A 16361-nucleotide genomic window follows, 5' to 3' on the forward strand; every position below is an offset into this window, starting at 1 on the left:
CCCGATCATTATCGCTACTAAGGCAGCGTCGATGCACAGCTCGCTCACGGCGCCATCCAGCGCTGCCGATCCGGCGGAGGCCCTGCGCGAGCGCATCGTCGATCTCGCGCGCGAGGCTTCGTATGAAGTCTCCGCGCGCGACGACAAGGGAATCGACGCGGCGATTGCCCGGCTGGCGCCCGGCACGCGCGTGTCGGTGACCTGGCTGCCGGCCGACGACGACGATAATCGCGTCGCAGCCTCGCGCAAGTTGCGCGACGCCGGGTTCGAGCCGGTGCCGCACATCGCCGCGCGGATGGTGACCAGCCAAGACCATCTCCAGCGGCTGCTCGGCCGGCTGTGCGACGACGCCGGGGTCACGCAATTGCTGGTGATCAGCGGCGACGTGAATCAGGCCAGCGGCCCGTTCAACGACAGCGCCGCGCTGATCGCCGGTCCCGCGTTCAGGCAGGCGGCGTTACGGAATATCTGGCTCGGCGGCTATCCCGAGGGACATCCCAAGGTCGATGATGCGACGCTCGACGCGACACTCGATGCCAAGATCGAGACCATCCGGAGCCTTGGCATGACGCCGGGCGTGATCACCCAATTCTGTTTCGACGCGGACCCGATCCTGCGTTGGATGATCGCTTTCCGCCGACGCAATGCCGACGTGCCGGTGCGTATCGGCCTTGCCGGCCCAGCCGGCATCCGCACGCTGCTGCGTTTCGCCGCGATCTGCGGCGTGGGAGCGTCGGCCAAGGCGCTGATCACGCGCGGATCGTCGATTGCGAGACTGCTCAGCGAAACCGCGCCCGATCCGATCATCCGCGATCTTGCCGAGACATCGGCTTATCGCGAGCTTCAGCCGATGGGCTTCCATCTGTTTCCCTTCGGCGGCCTCGACCGAACCGCGCAATGGATGGGGTCGGTCGCCGCCGGCGAATTCCAGTTGCGCGGGTCCGCATCGGGTTTCCAGGTGACCGAATGACCGTGAACAATTCCCACCTTCTCACCCTCTCGTGCCTCGACCGCCCCGGCATCGTCGCGGCGATCTCGAGCTTCCTCGCCGAAAGGGGCGGGAATATCCTCGAGGCGCAGCAGTTCGACGATGCCGAGACCGGGCGCTTCTTCATGCGGGTCGATTTCGGGCTGAGCGGCACGACCCGCTACGAACAGGTCCATCGCGAGTTCGCGCCGCTCGCGCGCACGTTCGAGATAGAGTGGCAAATGCGGCCCCGCGCCGAATGCCGCCGGACACTGATCCTGGTCTCGAAATTCGATCACTGCCTGGTGGATTTGCTCTATCGCCAACGTACCGGCGATCTCGAGATGGATATCGTCGGCATCGTCTCGAACCATCCGCGCGAGGCATTGGCGATCCCGCTGATCCAGGATTTGCCGTTCCATCATCTACCGGTCGACGCCGCCACCAAGGCAGTGCAGGAAGCGCGGATCAAGGCGCTGATCGAGGCGACCGGCGCCGAACTGATCGTGCTCGCCCGCTACATGCAGATATTGTCGAACGACATGGCCGCCTATCTGTCAGGCCGGTGCATCAATATCCATCACAGTTTCCTGCCCGGCTTCAAGGGCGCCAAGCCCTATCACCAGGCCTATGCCCGTGGCGTCAAGATGATCGGCGCGACCGCGCATTACGTCACATCGGACCTCGATGAAGGCCCGATCATCGCGCAGGATGTCGAGCCCATCACGCACGCCGACCGCCCCGACGCGCTGGTGGCAAAGGGGCGCGACATCGAGCGACGGGTGCTGGCGCAGGCGGTCAAGCTCCACCTGGAGGACCGCGTGCTGCTGAATGGTGCCAAGACGGTCGTGTTCCGGAATTAGAACGCGCTGTCCCTGGCCGGCGGCGCGGCTATTCCCCGGCCTGAATCTTGGCCCAATCCTCGTTGGCGCGGTGAATCAGATAGGTGTGGACCGCTTCGGCATCGGACTTGGAAACCAGGTCGGCGAAGCTCGCCATTCCCTTTTCCCGGCGCTTGCCGCCAAGGACGATATTGAGGAAATCGTCGTGCGTCGTCGGGCTCATCCGGCGCAGGTCCTTGACCCCGCCGCGCGCCTGCTCGCCGTGGCACGCCGAGCATTGCTGAGCATAGACCAACTCGCCGCGGGCGATCGTCTCGGGGCTGGCATTGGTCTCGGCGGGCCGAACGAGCTCGGGGCCACTGCCCTTGATCGCCGGCAATTGCGCGGTGCCGCCAAGCTTGAACACCAATAGCCGCGGCGAGGGCGACAGCGGGAAGCCGAGCGATTTGGCGCTGGTCGAATGGGCAAGTCCCCCACCCCAGCCGGCATTGACCGCGATATACTGGACCCCGTTGACCATGTAGCTGATCGGTGCCGCGATCGGCACTTGTTGAACCGGCATTTCCCAGACCTTGGCGCCGGTATCGGCGCGGTAGGCCGCGAACGTCCCGCCGACAGTGCCCTGGAACACGAGGTTGCCGCCGGTGGCGAGCAGGCCGCCGCTGCCGCGCACCGGATAGGGCACGCGCCAGCGCTCCTTCTGCGCGACCGGGTCCCAGGCAGTCAGCCAAGTCTTGTTGTTCGCGGTGGCGTAGTCGTTGATGGCCTTGCGGTTGAGCTCATAGCCGGTGGTGGCGATGCCAAGCTGGCTCATATTACCCGGCGTCGGCTTGAAATTCGGGTTGAGCGCATACGCCATGTACATCTCGGTAACCGGAAAATAGGCCAGCCCGGTCAGCGGGCTGTATGCCATCGGATTCCAATTGTGCCCGCCGCCCGCGCCAGGGGTGATCATCACCGGCGTCACGCCATAATGCGCTTCGGGATTCACGTTCGGACGGCCGGTGGCCATGTCGATACCGTTGGCCCAGCTCATCGCCACATAGGGCCGGCCGGAGATCAGCTTGCCCGTCGCGCGATCGAGCACATAGAAAAAGCCGTTCTTGGGCGCCTGCATCAACACCTTGCGGAGCTTGCCGTCGATCGTGAGGTCGGCGAGGATCATCGACTGGGTGGCGGTGAAGTCCCATTCGTCGCCCGGCGTGGTCTGGTAATGCCAGACATAGGCGCCGGTCTTGGCGTTGAGCGCGACGATCGACGACAGAAACAGGTTATCGCCGCCGCCGGGGCTGCGATAGGCCTGCACCCAGGGACCGCCATTGCCGACACCGATATAGACCAGGTCCAGATCGGGATCGTAGACGATCGAATCCCAGACGGTGCCGCCGCCGCCGCGCTTCCACCATTCGCCTTTCCAGGTCTTCGCAGCCATTTCGAGCGCCGAGTTCGCCTGCGGCTTGGAGGGATCGCCGGGCACGGTGTAGAACCGCCAGAGCATCTTGCCGGTGTTGACGTCGTACGCGGTGACATAGCCGCGCGCGGCGCCCTCGGCGCCGGCATTGCCGATCAGCACCTTGCCGTTGAACACGCGCGGCGCCCCGGTGATCGTGTAAGGCCACACCGGATCGAAGGTATTGACGCTCCACTTGGGCTTGCCCGTCCTGGAATCCAGCGCGATCAGACGGCCGTCCAGCGTGGCGATGAGGATCTTGCCTTGCCAGGCAGCGAGACCGCGGGAGACGATGTCGCAACAGGCCAGCCGACCCTTGTCGCGATCGACCTTGGGATCGTAGCGCCACAATTCCTTTCCGGTGGCCGCGTCATAAGCGACCGTGACGTTCCAGGGCTCGATATTGTACAATATTCCGCCGATCATCAGCGGCGATGCCTCGACCCCGCGATCGACCTTGAGTTCGGCGTACCAGGCGAGCCCAAGCGTGCCGACACTGGCATCGGTGATCTGCTTGAGCGGGCTGAAGCGTTGCTCGTCATAGGTGCGGCCCGGGCCCATCCACTCGCCGGGCGTCCGATCGGCCTCGGCCATGCGCTTTTGATCGACATTGGCGGCATTCTGGGCCTGGCCGATCTGCGCTACGCCAAGCCCCAAGCCGGCCACGAGCGCGATCCACAACCATTTACTCGCCATGCCCTACTCCTGATTGTGCCGACGCTCGACGCCGTCCTATTTATAAGCCTGTATGATATCTAAGTCGCCGCGACGGGGGAAGGAATTTCGCCGCTGACCAATCGGCGATGCAGGCGCAGCAGATCGCGGCGATTGGCGACCCCGAGCTTGCCGTAAGCACGGCGGCGATAGGTAACGACGCTGCCGCGCGAAAGGCGAGTGCGCACGGCGATCTCCTCCTGGGTTTCGCCGAGTATCATCGCCGCCGAAATCTCCGCCTCGCGGATGCTGAGCCGGCATTGTAATCCCATCAGCGACTGGACCAACGCCGTCTCGTCGAACATCGGTATAGTGGCGTGCTGGTGGCGCTCGATCGCGGCCATCAGCAGTGCCGCATAGGTTTCGAGCCGGAGAATGTCATCGGCCGCAAAGGGCGCGCTGGCCGCGGTGAGATAGCCGTTGGCGACGAGGATCGACGCACCATGCAAGACGATCGACAGCCGCTCGGCGACCCCGCCGCGATCGTAGCAGGCTGCGCGCCAGGCGGGATCGGCGATGTCGCTGGCGCGCTTGCGTACGACCACCGGCCCGGCCCGCGCCGAGCGCGCAAGCCGGATGATCTGGTCGTCCGAACGCCAGTAATTGCGGGCATAATCGAGCGAGGCCCGCATCGGGAAATCGGGCGTAGACGGCGCGCCCTCGGCGAACAGCAGTTCGACCGGCTGACCGCGGTCGCAGCGGAAGACCGAGCACAGCTCCACGCCCGCGAGCGCGCGCATCGCGCTCAGGAACCTGCTGGGGAAAGTGGCGCCGCCGATCGCGCCGACCAGCTCGGCCAGCGCGCCGGCAATCGCCTGCTCGCTGGCCGGCGTCGCGGTCATTGCGCGAGCAGGCCCTTGCGCTGGCTCCAGTCGATCACCGCATGAATGCACTGGGCAAGCAGTTCGGGCTGGCCGAGATAGTAATGCGTCGCCCCCTTGAGCTGGAGATATTCCTTGTCGGGCGTCGCCAGCGCCGCGAAGATCGCCGGATTATGCGTCGCGGGCACGGCTTCGTCGGCGGTATTCTCGATCAAGAGCACCGGCGAATTGTGAATTTTAGCCGCGTTGAGCGGGCCCTTGGCGTTGGATTCGTCATAGCTCCACTGGCTCAGCCATGAGCGCAGCGTGGTGTAGCGCGCCAGGCCGACCGGCCCGACATTCACCGCGATCGGATCGCCCATATAGCTCCAACCGACACGACGATCCGAGGGATCGACCGCCGGGTCGAACCAGCGGACGTCGCACATCGTGCGGTGAACGATGAAGGCGCGCTCCTGCTCGGCGGTGCCCTTGGCCTTGAGCGTCTTGAGCATGTCCTGCGCCCAGGCGGTGATCTTGCGGTTGCGCGCCCGTTGCGCCTCGCGGAAGCGCGCGACGAAATCGGCGCTATAGGGCGGCTGGTTGGGGCAATCCGGCGAATAGATATCGAGCTCGGGATCGCGACTGTCGGGATCGAGCTCGTCGATCACCGAGGGATCGAGCCATTCGGTCAGCGTCTCGGCGCGCGACAGATGCGCGGCGATGAAGATCACCCCGTCAGCCGGTTGCAGCCCTGCATCGACCAGATCGACGGGGTCGCCGGCCGGGGTGTGGGTGATCGTCGGAGTCTCGGCCTGCGCCTGATAGAAGAGCGACAGCGAACCGCCGCCGGACCAGCCGAGCAGAACGACTTTCTCATAGCCAAGTTCGCCGCGGGCATAAGCGATCCACTTGCCGAGATCGATCGCGACCTTTTCCTGGATCAGCGCCGCGTCGTTACGTGGATAGCGGCTGGCTGCACACAACACGTCGAGGCCGGCATCGGCGAGCGACACCGGCATGGGCAATAGATGCAGCACCGAGGTCGGGTGCATGAAAATATAGACCGTGCGCGCTGTCGAGCTCGGGCTGCGCATCAACTGGCCTTCCAGGTTCACATGGCCCGAATTGCCGGCAAAGCCGTAGGTCTCGTTGAACTTGGGATTGTCCGGAAAGGACAGGATCAGCGGCTGACGCGTCCATTCGGTCTTTTGGTTCGTCATGTCAGGCGTCCGCCGCTTCGGGGTCGGTCAGCGACACCCTGGTAGCGTCGTAGCGGAACAGCCATTCGTAGCGCTCGACGACCTTATCGGCCGCCCATTGCTCGTCGATATAGGCCTGGCCGTTGCGCGGATCGGCAAGGGCGGGATTGTGGAAGCGCTCGGTATTGGCATAGGCACCCATCACCGCGCGCGTGGTGCGCGGGATGCGGGCCTGCTGATAACGGTCGAGCGCTTCGGCGATCGTGTCGAATTCCTCGAAGGCGCGCGCGAGGATGCAAGCGTCCTCGAGCGCCATCACTGCCCCTTGCGCCAGGAACGGCAGCGACGGGTGGCAGGCATCGCCGAGCAGGGCGACGCGACCATTGACCCATTCATTCATCGGCGGACGCGCGATCAACGCCCATTTGAACGGCTGCGGAATCGCCGAGATATACGCGTGCACATCGGCGTGCCAGCCGGGATAATCGTCGTGATATTCCTGGTTGGTGCCAGCGCTCGACCAGCTTTCGGTGGTCCAGTCGTGGCGCTCGATGACGCTGGTAAAGTTCATCAATTCGCCGCGGCGGATCGGATAATGGATGACGTGCCCGCCCGGCCCGACCCAGTTGGTTCCGACCGGTCGGGTCAGCCGCGCGGGCAGCAATTCGGCGGGAATCACGCCGCGCCAGGCGACGATGCCGGTGAACTTTGCGGGGCCCGCCCCGAACAGCAACTCGCGAGTCTTCGAATGAACGCCGTCCGCGCCGATCACGATGTCGAACGTCGCCGCAGGCTTGCTATCGAACGACAAGGTCACCTTGTTGGCGTTCTGCTCGACCCCGCAGACGCGATGATCGAGCCGGATCGAACTCGGTGATGCCTGCTCGACAGCCTTGACCAGAATTTGGTGGAGATCGTTGCGGTGAACGGTGACGTACGGAAAGCCGTAGCGTGCCGAGGATTCAACGCCGAGGTCGAACAGCTTCCAGGTGTCGCCGGTATTCCACAGGCGGATTTCCTTGCCCTCTGGCTCGAAGCAGATGTCGAGCAACTCCTTCTCGAGCCCGAGCAGGCACAGCACGCGAACCCCGTTGGGACTGATCTGCAGCCCCGCCCCGACTTCGGCCAGCACGCTGGCCTGTTCGAACACGGTAACGTCGAACCCCTTGCGCAGCAGCGCCAGCGTGGCAGTAAGCCCGCCAATTCCACCACCGATGATCCCGATTCCCGGATTATTCTTCAAAATTACCCCTCCACCTCAGTGGCTTATCGATATGACGAACGGCATTCGTCACGAACGCATGACGCAAATTTTTTTAGAGCGCGATCGCCACGGACTTGACCTCCGTATAGGCATCCACACCCTCGCGGCCGTTCTCGCGGCCCCAGCCTGATTGCTTGAAGCCGCCGAACGGCAATGCGGGGTCGAGCCCGCCGCCATTCACCCGGACGGTGCCGGCCTTGAGCTTGCGCGCCAGTTTGTGCGCGGCGGACAAATCATTGGTCCACACCACCGCGCCCAAGCCATAATCACTGGCATTGGCGTCAGCGGCGATGCGATCGAGGTCCTGGTCGGCGAACGACATCGCACACAATACCGGGCCGAAAATCTCTTCTCGGCGCACGGCCATCTCAGCGCTGGTCCCGGTGAGGACCGCCGGCGCGACGAAGAAGCCCTCGCCGTCGATCTCGCGGCCGCCGGCATGCAGGGTGGCCCCATCGGAAACGCCGCTTTTGACATAGCCGCGGACGCGGTCGCGCTGTTCTTGCGAGATCAACGGGCCCATGGTCGTATCGGCGTCGAACCCCGAACCGAGCTTCATCGCGTCGGCGATCTTGCCGACCCCGTCGACGACCTGGTCGAAATGGCGCTCATGGACGAACAGCCGCGAGCCGGCGTTGCAGACCTGACCGGCATTGGTGAAGATCGCGCGCGCCGCGCCTTCGACGGCCTTGAGCGGATCGGCATCGGGCAGCACGATCACCGGGGTCTTGCCGCCAAGCTCGAGCGTGACGCGCTTGAAATTGCCGGCGGCGGCGCGAAGGATCAGCCGCCCGACTTCGGTCGAGCCGGTAAAGGTGACCTTGTCGACGCCGGGATGCGCGGTCAGCGCCGCGCCGGCAGGCTCGCCGAAACCGGTCAACAGATTGAACACCCCGGCAGGGAAGCCGATTTCCTCGACCAGATGCGCGAGGCGCAGCGCGGTCAGCGAGGTTTCTTCCGCAGGCTTGAGGATCACGGCGCAACCGGCGGCAAGCGCCGGGCCGATCTTGGCGCAGGCCATCGCGAGCGGCGCGTTCCATGGGACGATCTGGGCGACGACGCCGACCGGTTCGCGCAGGGTATAAGCGTGCCACGTGCCCATACCCGACAAGGCGACCGTCTCGCCGTTGAGCTTGGTCGCCCAGCCGGCATTGTAGCGCAGCGATTCGATCGCGTAAGGGATGTGGAAGAATTTGGCGTCGCGCACCGGCATGCCGTTGTCGAGCGTCTCCAACGCGGCGAATTCGTCGATATTGGCCTCGAGCGCATCGGCGAGGAGATTGATGAGGCGCGCACGGCGCGACGGCTTCATCTCGCTCCATTCGGGATCGTCCATCGCCGCCCGCGCGGCGACCACCGCGCGATCGACATCGGCTGCGCTCGCTTCGGCGATATCGGCATGCTTGGCGGCGGTCGCCGGATTGTGGCTTGCGAAGCTTTTGCCGTCGAGCGGATCGACCCACTGGCCGCCGATGAACAACTTGTGCGTCCTGGCGGCAAAGGCCTGCGCCTTGTTCAGCGAGGGCACTTGCGGGTGTTCCAGCGTTACCGCGCTCGTCATTTCTAGGCCCCTCTCAGCACAATTTCACGCTCGGAAGACGGTCCACATTTGTCCGCCAAGCTCCGCCTGCAGGAGGCATCATAACCAACGACATTATATCTTGTCGAATGCTATTTGCCATGCCACAACGCAATCGACCGGGTCGCGTCAGGCTTTCGCGCCCCAAAATCACCATGCGTCAGGGGCGTTTGCGCTTCCGAAAGACGGAAAGACGGCATGCCTGAGAGAGAGCGCGAATTTGATTACATCGTCGTCGGCGCCGGATCGGCCGGCTGCGTGCTCGCCAATCGGCTGAGCGAAAGCGGTACGGAATCGGTGTTGCTGATCGAGGCCGGCGGCAAGGACGACAATTGGCTGTTCAGGATGCCGTTGGGCTTCATGATGGCGGCCGCCAATCCGGTCTATGACTGGGGCTATTCCAGCGAGCCGGACGCCAAATTGGCGGGGCGATCAATGCCCCTGCCGCGCGGGCGCGTCCATGGCGGCTCCTCCTCTGTAAATGGCATGATCTATATGCGCGGCCATTCGGGTGACTATGACGGCTGGGCCCAGATGGGCGCCCGCGGCTGGAGCTATGCCGATGTCCTGCCCTATTTCCGCAAGATGGAGACGAGCTGGCGCAGCGCCGGGAAATATCATGGCGACAGCGGACCGCTCAGCGTTACGCCGGTCGATGGCAGCCGCTTGTTGCAGGCGCCGATCCGGCAATCGGTGGTCGCTGCCGGCTATACGGAAAGCGACGATCTGAGCGGGGACAGGCAGGAGGGCTTTTCCGGGTGCGAAGTGACGGTCGATCGCAAGGGCCGGCGCGCCAGCACGGCCCGCGCGTATCTCGCGCCGGCGCTGAAACGGCCCAATTTAACGGTGCTTTCTGGCGCGCAGGCGACCCGGATACTGATCGAGGACAAGCGCGCCGTCGGCGTCGAAGTCAGCCAGGAGGGCAGGCTTTCGCAGCTGCGCGCGCGCAAGGAAGTGGTGCTGAGCGGCGGGGCCTATAATTCGCCGCAATTGCTGATGCTGTCGGGGATCGGACCGGCAGCGCAGCTCGACGCACTGGGCATCCCGGTGGAAATCGATGCGCCGGGGGTCGGCCGCGACCTGTCCGAGCACCCCCTGGTCTACATGACCTTCGCGGCGCGCGAGACCAGCTTTCTCAGTGCGCTCCGCTTCGATCGTGCGGCCTGGTCGGTGCTGCGCTGGATCGCGACCGGGAAAGGCCCTTTCGCCAGCCAGATCACCAGCGGCGTGCAGATGCTGCGGACGAGGCCCGAGCTGGAGCGGCCCGACATCCAATTGGTGTTCCTCCCGGTGCGGCTCGATGCCAAGCTGTGGTACCCATTCGGCAAGCGGCAAAGCCACGTATTGTCGGTAATGGTGATGCAATTGCACCCCGAGAGTCGCGGCACGGTCGAATTGCGGTCATCCGATCCGCTCGCCAAGCCGCGTATCGATCTCAACCTGCTCTCCACCCCCACCGACTTCGCCGATATTCGCGGCGGCATCGCGGCGGTGCGCAAGATCTTCGCGGCGTCGCCGCTGCGCGACATGGTCGAGAAGGAGATCGCGCCGGGCAGCGACGCCGATCTCGACGACTTCATTCGCAACAATCTCAAGATCACCCAGCACCCGACCGGCACCTGCCGGATGGGCGAAGACCCCGCTGCGGTCGTGGACAGCGACTTGCGGGTAAAGGGCATAGCTGCGCTGCGGGTCGTCGACGCATCGGTGATGCCGACGGTGCCGGGCGCCAACATCAACGCCGCGGTGATCATGGTCGCCGAACGCGCCGCGGATTTGATCCGCGGCCTGACACCCCTCGCGGCGGAAGCTGATCGAGCTGTAATCTAGAGTTGAACGCGACCAAACTGAATCGTCACTCCGGCCTTGTGCCGGAGTCCACCGGGCGGCAAGTCCGGGAAAAGAAGCTCTTGTTACTGCGCTAACCTGCACGGTGGATGCCGGACAAGCCCGGCATGACGGCCAAAGCTGATCGCAACCGATTTTAGAGCCTGATGACGAGCGTACGTTTCGTGTGGAAGTTCATGCCGGATACCGGCGCGGCTCCGCCGTCCAAAGCCGGCCGCCTCCGAATGGGAGGGCTCATATCACTGCTTGTCGTCGCTGCCTTGGCTCTCACGCTTCTGGATGACGTTCAGGAGCAGCCGCGAGGCCGTGATCGACGCGGGCCAGGAGGCGTAAAAGGCGAGATGAAGCATCGCTTCGCCCAATTCCTCCTCGGTAACGCCGTTATCGAGCGCCAATCCGAGATGCGCCTCGAGCTGCTGGTGGCGATTGGCGGTCATCAGCGCGGCAATGGTGAGCAGCGAGCGGTCGCGCTTCGACAGTTCCTTTCGCTCCCACACCTCGTTGTAGAGGATCCGGTCGGTCATCTCGACGAGGCCGGGAGCCACTGCTCCCAGTTCGTCGCCCTTCTTGGCGCTGGGCCGCCGCATGGCGCCTACTTCCCTTCGCGGTTGTAGTTACCGAGACCCGGCTTGTAGGTCTTCTCGTCGAGGAACTGGACCATGCCCTTTTCGCGACCCTTCTCGCGATCGACGAACGTGGTTTGATCGACCTTGGCGGTAAGATATTCGGCGGCGAATTCCCAGTCCATCTCCCGGGCGTATTTATATGCCATGCGCGCCTGGCGCAGCGTCGTCGGGTTCTTGTCGATCAGGACCTTGGCGAGTTCGCGGGTGCGCTCCTTGAGCCTGTCGGCGGGCACCGCTTCGTTGACGAGGCCGAGTTCCTTCGCGCGCTTGCCGTCGAAATTCTCGCCGGTCATCACGTAATAGAGCGCTTCGCGATCGCCCATCAGCGTCGAGATCGCCTTCGAGACCACGCCGCCCGGGATGATGCCCCAGTTGATCTCGGAGAGGCCGAACACTGCTTTCTCGTCAGCGATCGCCAGGTCGCAGCAGATCAGCGGCGTGAAGGCGCCACCGAAGCACCAGCCATTGACCATGGCGATGGTCGGCTTGGCGTAATACATCAGGGTTCGCCACTGCCAGGCACGAGTCTCGCGATAGGCCCGATGGCGCTCGACATCGCTGACCGCGTCCGAGGCGCGGAAGAATCCCTGGAGATCCATCCCCGCCGAAAAGGCTTCGCCGCTGCCGGTGAGAACAATGACCGAGCAGCGATCGTCGATCTCGAGCGCGTCGAGCACCTGGTTCATCTCGCGCGCCAGTTCCATGCTCATCGCGTTGCGCTTTTCGGGTCGGTTGAGGTGGACCCAGGCGATACCGTCCTCGAACTGGACGAGGACGGTGTTGCCGCCGGGGATGGGCTTTTCTTCGGTGGTTGCCATGGTCGTTTCCATCTGTCTGATCCTGTAACTATGCGCCGGTGACGATCAGCGCGTCGAGCGCGACTGCGCCCTCGCCCTGGGCCAGCACCATCAGCGGGTTGATATCGATCTCTTCGATGCCGAGTCCGGCGCGCATCGCCGCGCCAACCTTGACCACGACATCGGCGACGGCGTGAACATCGCGCGCGGGCCTGCCGCGGAATTCACCGAGCATCTTGGCACCGCGCAGCCCCAGGATGCGCGCGACAGCGCGATCATGGGAGATGTCGGCCGGGAGCAGTTCCGCGGCGTCAAGCGCCTCGATCAGCACGCCGCCCAGGCCGACGAGTACCGACGGACCCCATTCGGGATGGTTTCGCGCGCCGACGACGAGTTCGAGCCCGGGTGCGGACATCTGTTCGACCAGAACGCCATCGAGCGCCACCGCGCCGACATTGGCCATCAGCGTCGCCCAGCCGTCGCGCAGCGCGGCCTCGTCGCGCAGGTTGAGGATCACGCCGCCGGCGTCGCTCTTGTGCGACAGCGCCACGGCCTGCGCCTTGAGCACGACCGGAAAGCCGATCCGGGCGGCGATGGCGACGGCTTCGTCGATCGTGGCGGCGAGGCCGCCGGCGGGGATTTGGACGCCGATGCGGCGCAGAAAATCCTTGCCGACATATTCGGGTTTCACGCCGGGCTCACCCCAGCCGGTCAGGCCGGCCGCGGCCGGGGTGCGATCGCTGACGCTGGCCAGCGCCGCCGCGTAGCGGGCAACCCCGGCGAAGGCGCGCATCGCGCGCTCAGGCGAGCGGAACAGCGGCGTTTCGCTCGCGCGCATCGCCGCGATGAACTCGGCGTCGAGCGCCGATTCGTCACCGGTGATGACGACGGCCACGGGCTTGGTCGCGGTCAGCGCCACCGGGATGATCGAATCACCCTTCGAGCGTTGCTGCGAGGGCCCGCCACCGGCCATGGGCAGGAGGACCGCGCCGACTGCAGGATCGGCGAGCATGGCCTGGGTCGACTGGCCGAAGATGCCGCCATTGATGAAGCCGGTGGTGCCGACGTCGAGCGGATTGTCGATCTCCATGCCGGCGGGAAGCAGGGTCGAAATTCGCGCCAGCGTCTCGGCCGAAAGATCGGCGATCGGCAACGCGATATCCTCGGCGAAGTCGAACGCCATGCCGCGGATCGCGCCCGAGTTGGTCACGACGCCCAGCGCGCCGGTGGTGGGCGACGGAAAGCGGTGGAGGATCGCGACAGTGTCGAACAATTCGTCCATCGTATCGACGACGACGACCGCTTCGTTCTCGACCGACGTCCGCATCAACGCATAATCCCCGACCATCGAGCCGGTGTGCGATTGCGCCGCTTCCTGCCCGCGCTTGCTGCGGCCAGGATGCATCATGATCACCGGCACGCCGGCGTCGCGCGCCTTGCGGACCGCGCGTAGGAACGCCTGCGGGTTGCGGATCTGCTCGACATAGAGGGCGATCGCATTGGCGGTTCCCTCGGCAACGACCAGCTCGATCAGATCGCTGGCATGGACCACGGCTTCGTTCCCGGTGGCGACCGACAGCGATACCGCGATGCCACGACCGAGCATGCCAGCGCGAATGCCCGAGGCGGTCGCGCCACTTTGCGCGATTACCGCGACGTTGCGGCGATCACCGAGCGGCTGGGGGTGCGCGGGTTCGAAGGTCAGCGCCGCGCCGCCGGCATAATTGACATAGCCCATGCAATTGGGGCCGAGCAGCGCCATGCCGGCTCTGTTGCAGATCGCGGCGATATCGTCCTGCTCGCGTCGGCCCTCGTCGCCGCCCTCGGCAAAGCCCGAGGCGAAGACGATGACGCCGCCGACACCACGCGCCGCGGCCGCCTCGACCGCGGGCAGGATCGCCGCGCGCGGCACATTGAGCACCAGCGCATCCATGCCTTTGGGCAAGTCGTCGACCGACTTCACGCAAGGGCGGCCGTTGATCTCGTCGCGGGTCGGGCTGATCAGGTGGATCGGCCCGTCGAAGCCGAAGCGTTCGCAATTGGCAAGGAGGACGCCGCCCATCGTCGCCGGATCGGGCGAGGCGCCGGCAATGGCGATCGAGCGCGGCTTGAGAAGGCGTGCGAGAGAGGATGCGGGATCGGCCGCCGCCGGCGCGCTTCGTAACAGAGCTTGCGCTAAGTCCACCAAGTCCAATTCCTCTCCCAAACCCCTCGCGGGCAGTGCTTTGGCGGCATGTTGTCGCACCCCCTTCGCAGGTCCAATGCCAATTTCGGCCGGTTACGATAAGATCACGATATGAGTCTCAATTCGGTCACTCTGATACCTATGCGGTATCATGCCGCCCGCGATTAGGAATTAGACGAACCGGCAATTCCGGCGCTATATAACAGCCAAGCTGCGATAACAGCCACTTTGGATGAGGAGCGCCGATGTACGGGCAGAACGATTTGCGGACGACGCTTGTCGCCGCGCCAAACGGGCCCTCGCCCAAGAGCTTCAAGCACGCCAGCTATGCGCGCTTCTACGCGCAGCCGCCGCAGCAACGTACCGACCTGGCCGCTACCTGGTATGCTCGCGGCGCAACCATGATCGTGGCCTATAGCGACGTCGAAGCGGGAGCGGTGTTCGAGCGGAGCGGCCAGCCCGACGAATATGCGGTGGTGATCCCCGACGATGGCGTCGAGATCGAGATCAGCATCGCCGAGGGCAGCACGATCGCCAGCGGCAAGACGGTCAGCTTCGTACCGGCGGGCGCGAGCAAGATCACCGTGTTGAAAGGAGGACGGATCCTCCGCCTGTTCACCGTGGACTCCACCGACCTGGCAGCGCTCTGCTCGAACGCCGCCGATTATGCAGAGCCGGATCCCAACGTGCCGCCGCTCATGGCATGGCCAGATCCGGTCGGCGGCCGCAAGGTGCGCGTCTATTCGGGCGATGTCGCCCCCGAACAGGGTCGCTTCGGGCGGATCTATCGCGGTTCGACCATCATGGTGAATTTCGGCGACGGCCGCGTCGGCCCGCGCGCGGCGGACAATCTCTCGCCGCACCACCATGACGATTTCGAGCAATATTCGGTCGCGCTCGACGGCGACTATATCCACCATCTGCGCTGGCCGTGGATCAGCGATTCGACGCAGTGGATCGAGGACGACCATGAGCGCTGCGGAGCGCCTTCGGTGGCGGTGATCCCGCCCCCGGCGACGCACACCTCGCAGGGAATCGGCGACGGGCTCAACCGCCTGCTGGACGTCTTCTGCCCGCCTCGCCGAGACTTTTCGAACAAGCCCGGCTGGGTATTGAACGCGGCCGATTACCCGATGCCCGAAAATAAGGAGATCGCAGCATGAGCGACCGGATCAGCGACCTCCTGAAAGGCGCGATCGACCTGCATTGTCACAGCGGGCCGTCGGTGATGCCGCGCAGCCTCAATCATGTCGAGGCGATCAAGGAAGGCGAGGCGGCGGGCCTGCGCGCGATCCTGTTCAAGGACCATTATTATTCGGTCACGCCGGTCGCGGCATTGCTCGACGAGATCATGCCGGGCTCGGTGAAGTTGCTGACCGGGGTGCCGCTCAACAACACCACGGGCGGGCTCAATCCGTATGCCGTCGAGCATGGTTTCAAGCTCGGCGCGCGCCTGGTGTGGATGCCGACCTTCTCGGCGGCCAACCATATCCGCCATTCGCACCGCCGGCAGTTCCTGCCGACCAAGGACGCAATGCTCGCGCCGACGATGCTCACGGTGGTCGACGAGCGCGGTAAGCTCAAGGACGAGGTCAAGCAGATCCTCGACCAGATCGCCGCTTACGACGCGGTGCTGTCGGCCGGGCATCTCCACATCAGCGAGATCTGGCCGTTATTCGCCGAGGCCAAGGAGCGCGGCGTCACCCGCTTGCTGGTCAACCACCCGACCTTCCTGATCGGATGCAGCGTCACCGATATGGCCGAGCTGGCAAAGATGGGCGCCTATCTCGAGCATAGCTGCTGCATGTGGGCGGGCGTGCAGGGCAAGGGCTATAGCCATGACAGCCTCAAGATGTGCGTCGATGCCGGCGGCGTCGCCAACACCATCATCGGATCGGACCTTGGCCAGGTCGGCAATCCCTCCCCGGTCGAGGGATTGCGCTACGTCGTCCAGATGCTGATCGACATCGGCTACACCGATGCCGAGATTCGCGCGATGATCGGCGACAATCCCGCCCGGCTGGTCGGCCTCGACGATGCCGAGCCGGCCGCGGAAGGCGTGCTGGCGCAGGCGCTGTCCGCCTGAC

At 64.8% G+C, this 16361-nt stretch carries 13 protein-coding genes; 5 read left to right on the plus strand and 8 right to left on the minus strand.

All coding sequences use genetic code 11. From position 1 onward, the window contains the following. A partial coding sequence (locus tag SAS01S_RS10245; RefSeq protein WP_066807590.1) for a methylenetetrahydrofolate reductase occupies positions 1-970 on the plus strand: 970 nt, incomplete at its 5' end. Further along, entirely contained in the window at positions 967-1830 is an 864-nt protein-coding gene (gene purU, locus SAS01S_RS10250) for a formyltetrahydrofolate deformylase (RefSeq protein ID WP_066807591.1), read from the plus strand. The genes SAS01S_RS10245 and purU, both read left to right, overlap by 4 nt. 28 nt (positions 1831-1858) lie before the next feature. Here purU and SAS01S_RS10255 read toward each other — a convergent pair whose 3' ends face one another. The 5 genes from SAS01S_RS10255 to SAS01S_RS10275 all read right to left on the minus strand — a co-directional run bounded on the left by SAS01S_RS10255 (position 1859) and on the right by SAS01S_RS10275 (position 8800). Next, positions 1859-3955, minus strand: a complete 2097-nt coding sequence (locus SAS01S_RS10255) for a PQQ-dependent dehydrogenase, methanol/ethanol family (protein ID WP_066807592.1) — start codon at positions 3953-3955, stop codon at positions 1859-1861. Positions 3956-4014: 59 nt separating this feature from the next. Beyond that, a complete protein-coding gene (locus SAS01S_RS10260) occupies positions 4015-4815 on the minus strand; it encodes a helix-turn-helix transcriptional regulator (RefSeq protein ID WP_066807593.1) in 801 nt (266 codons plus the stop codon). After that, complete coding sequence (locus SAS01S_RS10265) at positions 4812-5996, minus strand: alpha/beta hydrolase family protein (RefSeq protein ID WP_066807594.1); 1185 nt, start codon at positions 5994-5996, stop codon at positions 4812-4814. The genes SAS01S_RS10260 and SAS01S_RS10265 overlap by 4 nt, the downstream gene beginning before the upstream one ends. A gap of 1 nt (position 5997) precedes the next feature. Next, positions 5998-7218, minus strand: a complete 1221-nt coding sequence (locus tag SAS01S_RS10270; protein ID WP_066807595.1) for an FAD-dependent monooxygenase — start codon at positions 7216-7218, stop codon at positions 5998-6000. A gap of 73 nt (positions 7219-7291) precedes the next feature. Further along, the gene (locus SAS01S_RS10275; protein WP_066807596.1) at positions 7292-8800 is read right to left on the minus strand and encodes an aldehyde dehydrogenase family protein; all 1509 of its coding nucleotides are present in this window, start codon (positions 8798-8800) and stop codon (positions 7292-7294) included. 216 nt (positions 8801-9016) lie between these two features. Between SAS01S_RS10275 and SAS01S_RS10280 the strand changes: the two genes are divergently transcribed. After that, positions 9017-10648: a GMC family oxidoreductase gene (locus SAS01S_RS10280; RefSeq protein ID WP_066807597.1), complete on the plus strand. Its 1632-nt coding sequence runs from the start codon at positions 9017-9019 to the stop codon at positions 10646-10648. Between the two features lie 257 nt (positions 10649-10905). Here SAS01S_RS10280 and SAS01S_RS10285 read toward each other — a convergent pair whose 3' ends face one another. The 3 genes from SAS01S_RS10285 to SAS01S_RS10295 are packed head-to-tail and all read right to left on the minus strand — an operon-like array spanning position 10906 to position 14274. Continuing rightward, positions 10906-11253 (minus strand): carboxymuconolactone decarboxylase family protein, encoded by a 348-nt coding sequence (locus tag SAS01S_RS10285; RefSeq protein ID WP_066807598.1) that lies wholly within the window; start codon positions 11251-11253, stop codon positions 10906-10908. 5 nt (positions 11254-11258) lie between these two features. Further along, on the minus strand, positions 11259-12110 hold the full coding sequence (locus tag SAS01S_RS10290; RefSeq protein WP_157082770.1) for a p-hydroxycinnamoyl CoA hydratase/lyase: 852 nt from the start codon (positions 12108-12110) through the stop codon (positions 11259-11261). 28 nt (positions 12111-12138) lie between these two features. Further along, positions 12139-14274, minus strand: coding sequence for an acetate--CoA ligase family protein (locus SAS01S_RS10295; RefSeq protein WP_218016283.1), 2136 nt, complete (start codon positions 14272-14274; stop codon positions 12139-12141). A 245-nt stretch (positions 14275-14519) separates the two neighbouring features. On the opposite strand from SAS01S_RS10295, the gene SAS01S_RS10300 reads away from it, so the two are divergent. Beyond that, positions 14520-15437, plus strand: coding sequence for a cupin domain-containing protein (locus tag SAS01S_RS10300; RefSeq protein ID WP_066807600.1), 918 nt, complete (start codon positions 14520-14522; stop codon positions 15435-15437). After that, a complete protein-coding gene (locus tag SAS01S_RS10305; RefSeq protein ID WP_066807601.1) occupies positions 15434-16360 on the plus strand; it encodes a DUF6282 family protein in 927 nt (308 codons plus the stop codon). Before SAS01S_RS10300 ends, SAS01S_RS10305 begins: the two co-directional genes overlap by 4 nt. Position 16361: the final 1 nt, after the last annotated feature.

The organism is Sphingomonas asaccharolytica NBRC 15499 (genome assembly GCF_001598355.1).
Classification (GTDB): Bacteria; Pseudomonadota; Alphaproteobacteria; order Sphingomonadales; family Sphingomonadaceae; genus Sphingomonas; species Sphingomonas asaccharolytica.

Excerpts from the sequence above, each read along its gene's own strand:
- purU (WP_066807591.1), top strand. The coding sequence starts at position 967 with ATGACCGTGAACAATTCCCACCTTCTCACCCTCTCGTGCCTCGACCGC.
- SAS01S_RS10255 (WP_066807592.1), bottom strand. The coding sequence starts at position 3,955 with ATGGCGAGTAAATGGTTGTGGATCGCGCTCGTGGCCGGCTTGGGGCTT.
- SAS01S_RS10260 (WP_066807593.1), bottom strand. The coding sequence starts at position 4,815 with ATGACCGCGACGCCGGCCAGCGAGCAGGCGATTGCCGGCGCGCTGGCC.
- SAS01S_RS10265 (WP_066807594.1), bottom strand. The coding sequence starts at position 5,996 with ATGACGAACCAAAAGACCGAATGGACGCGTCAGCCGCTGATCCTGTCC.
- SAS01S_RS10275 (WP_066807596.1), bottom strand. The coding sequence starts at position 8,800 with ATGACGAGCGCGGTAACGCTGGAACACCCGCAAGTGCCCTCGCTGAAC.
- SAS01S_RS10280 (WP_066807597.1), top strand. The coding sequence starts at position 9,017 with ATGCCTGAGAGAGAGCGCGAATTTGATTACATCGTCGTCGGCGCCGGA.
- SAS01S_RS10285 (WP_066807598.1), bottom strand. The coding sequence starts at position 11,253 with ATGCGGCGGCCCAGCGCCAAGAAGGGCGACGAACTGGGAGCAGTGGCT.
- SAS01S_RS10290 (WP_157082770.1), bottom strand. The coding sequence starts at position 12,110 with ATGGCAACCACCGAAGAAAAGCCCATCCCCGGCGGCAACACCGTCCTC.
- SAS01S_RS10300 (WP_066807600.1), top strand. The coding sequence starts at position 14,520 with ATGTACGGGCAGAACGATTTGCGGACGACGCTTGTCGCCGCGCCAAAC.
- SAS01S_RS10305 (WP_066807601.1), top strand. The coding sequence starts at position 15,434 with ATGAGCGACCGGATCAGCGACCTCCTGAAAGGCGCGATCGACCTGCAT.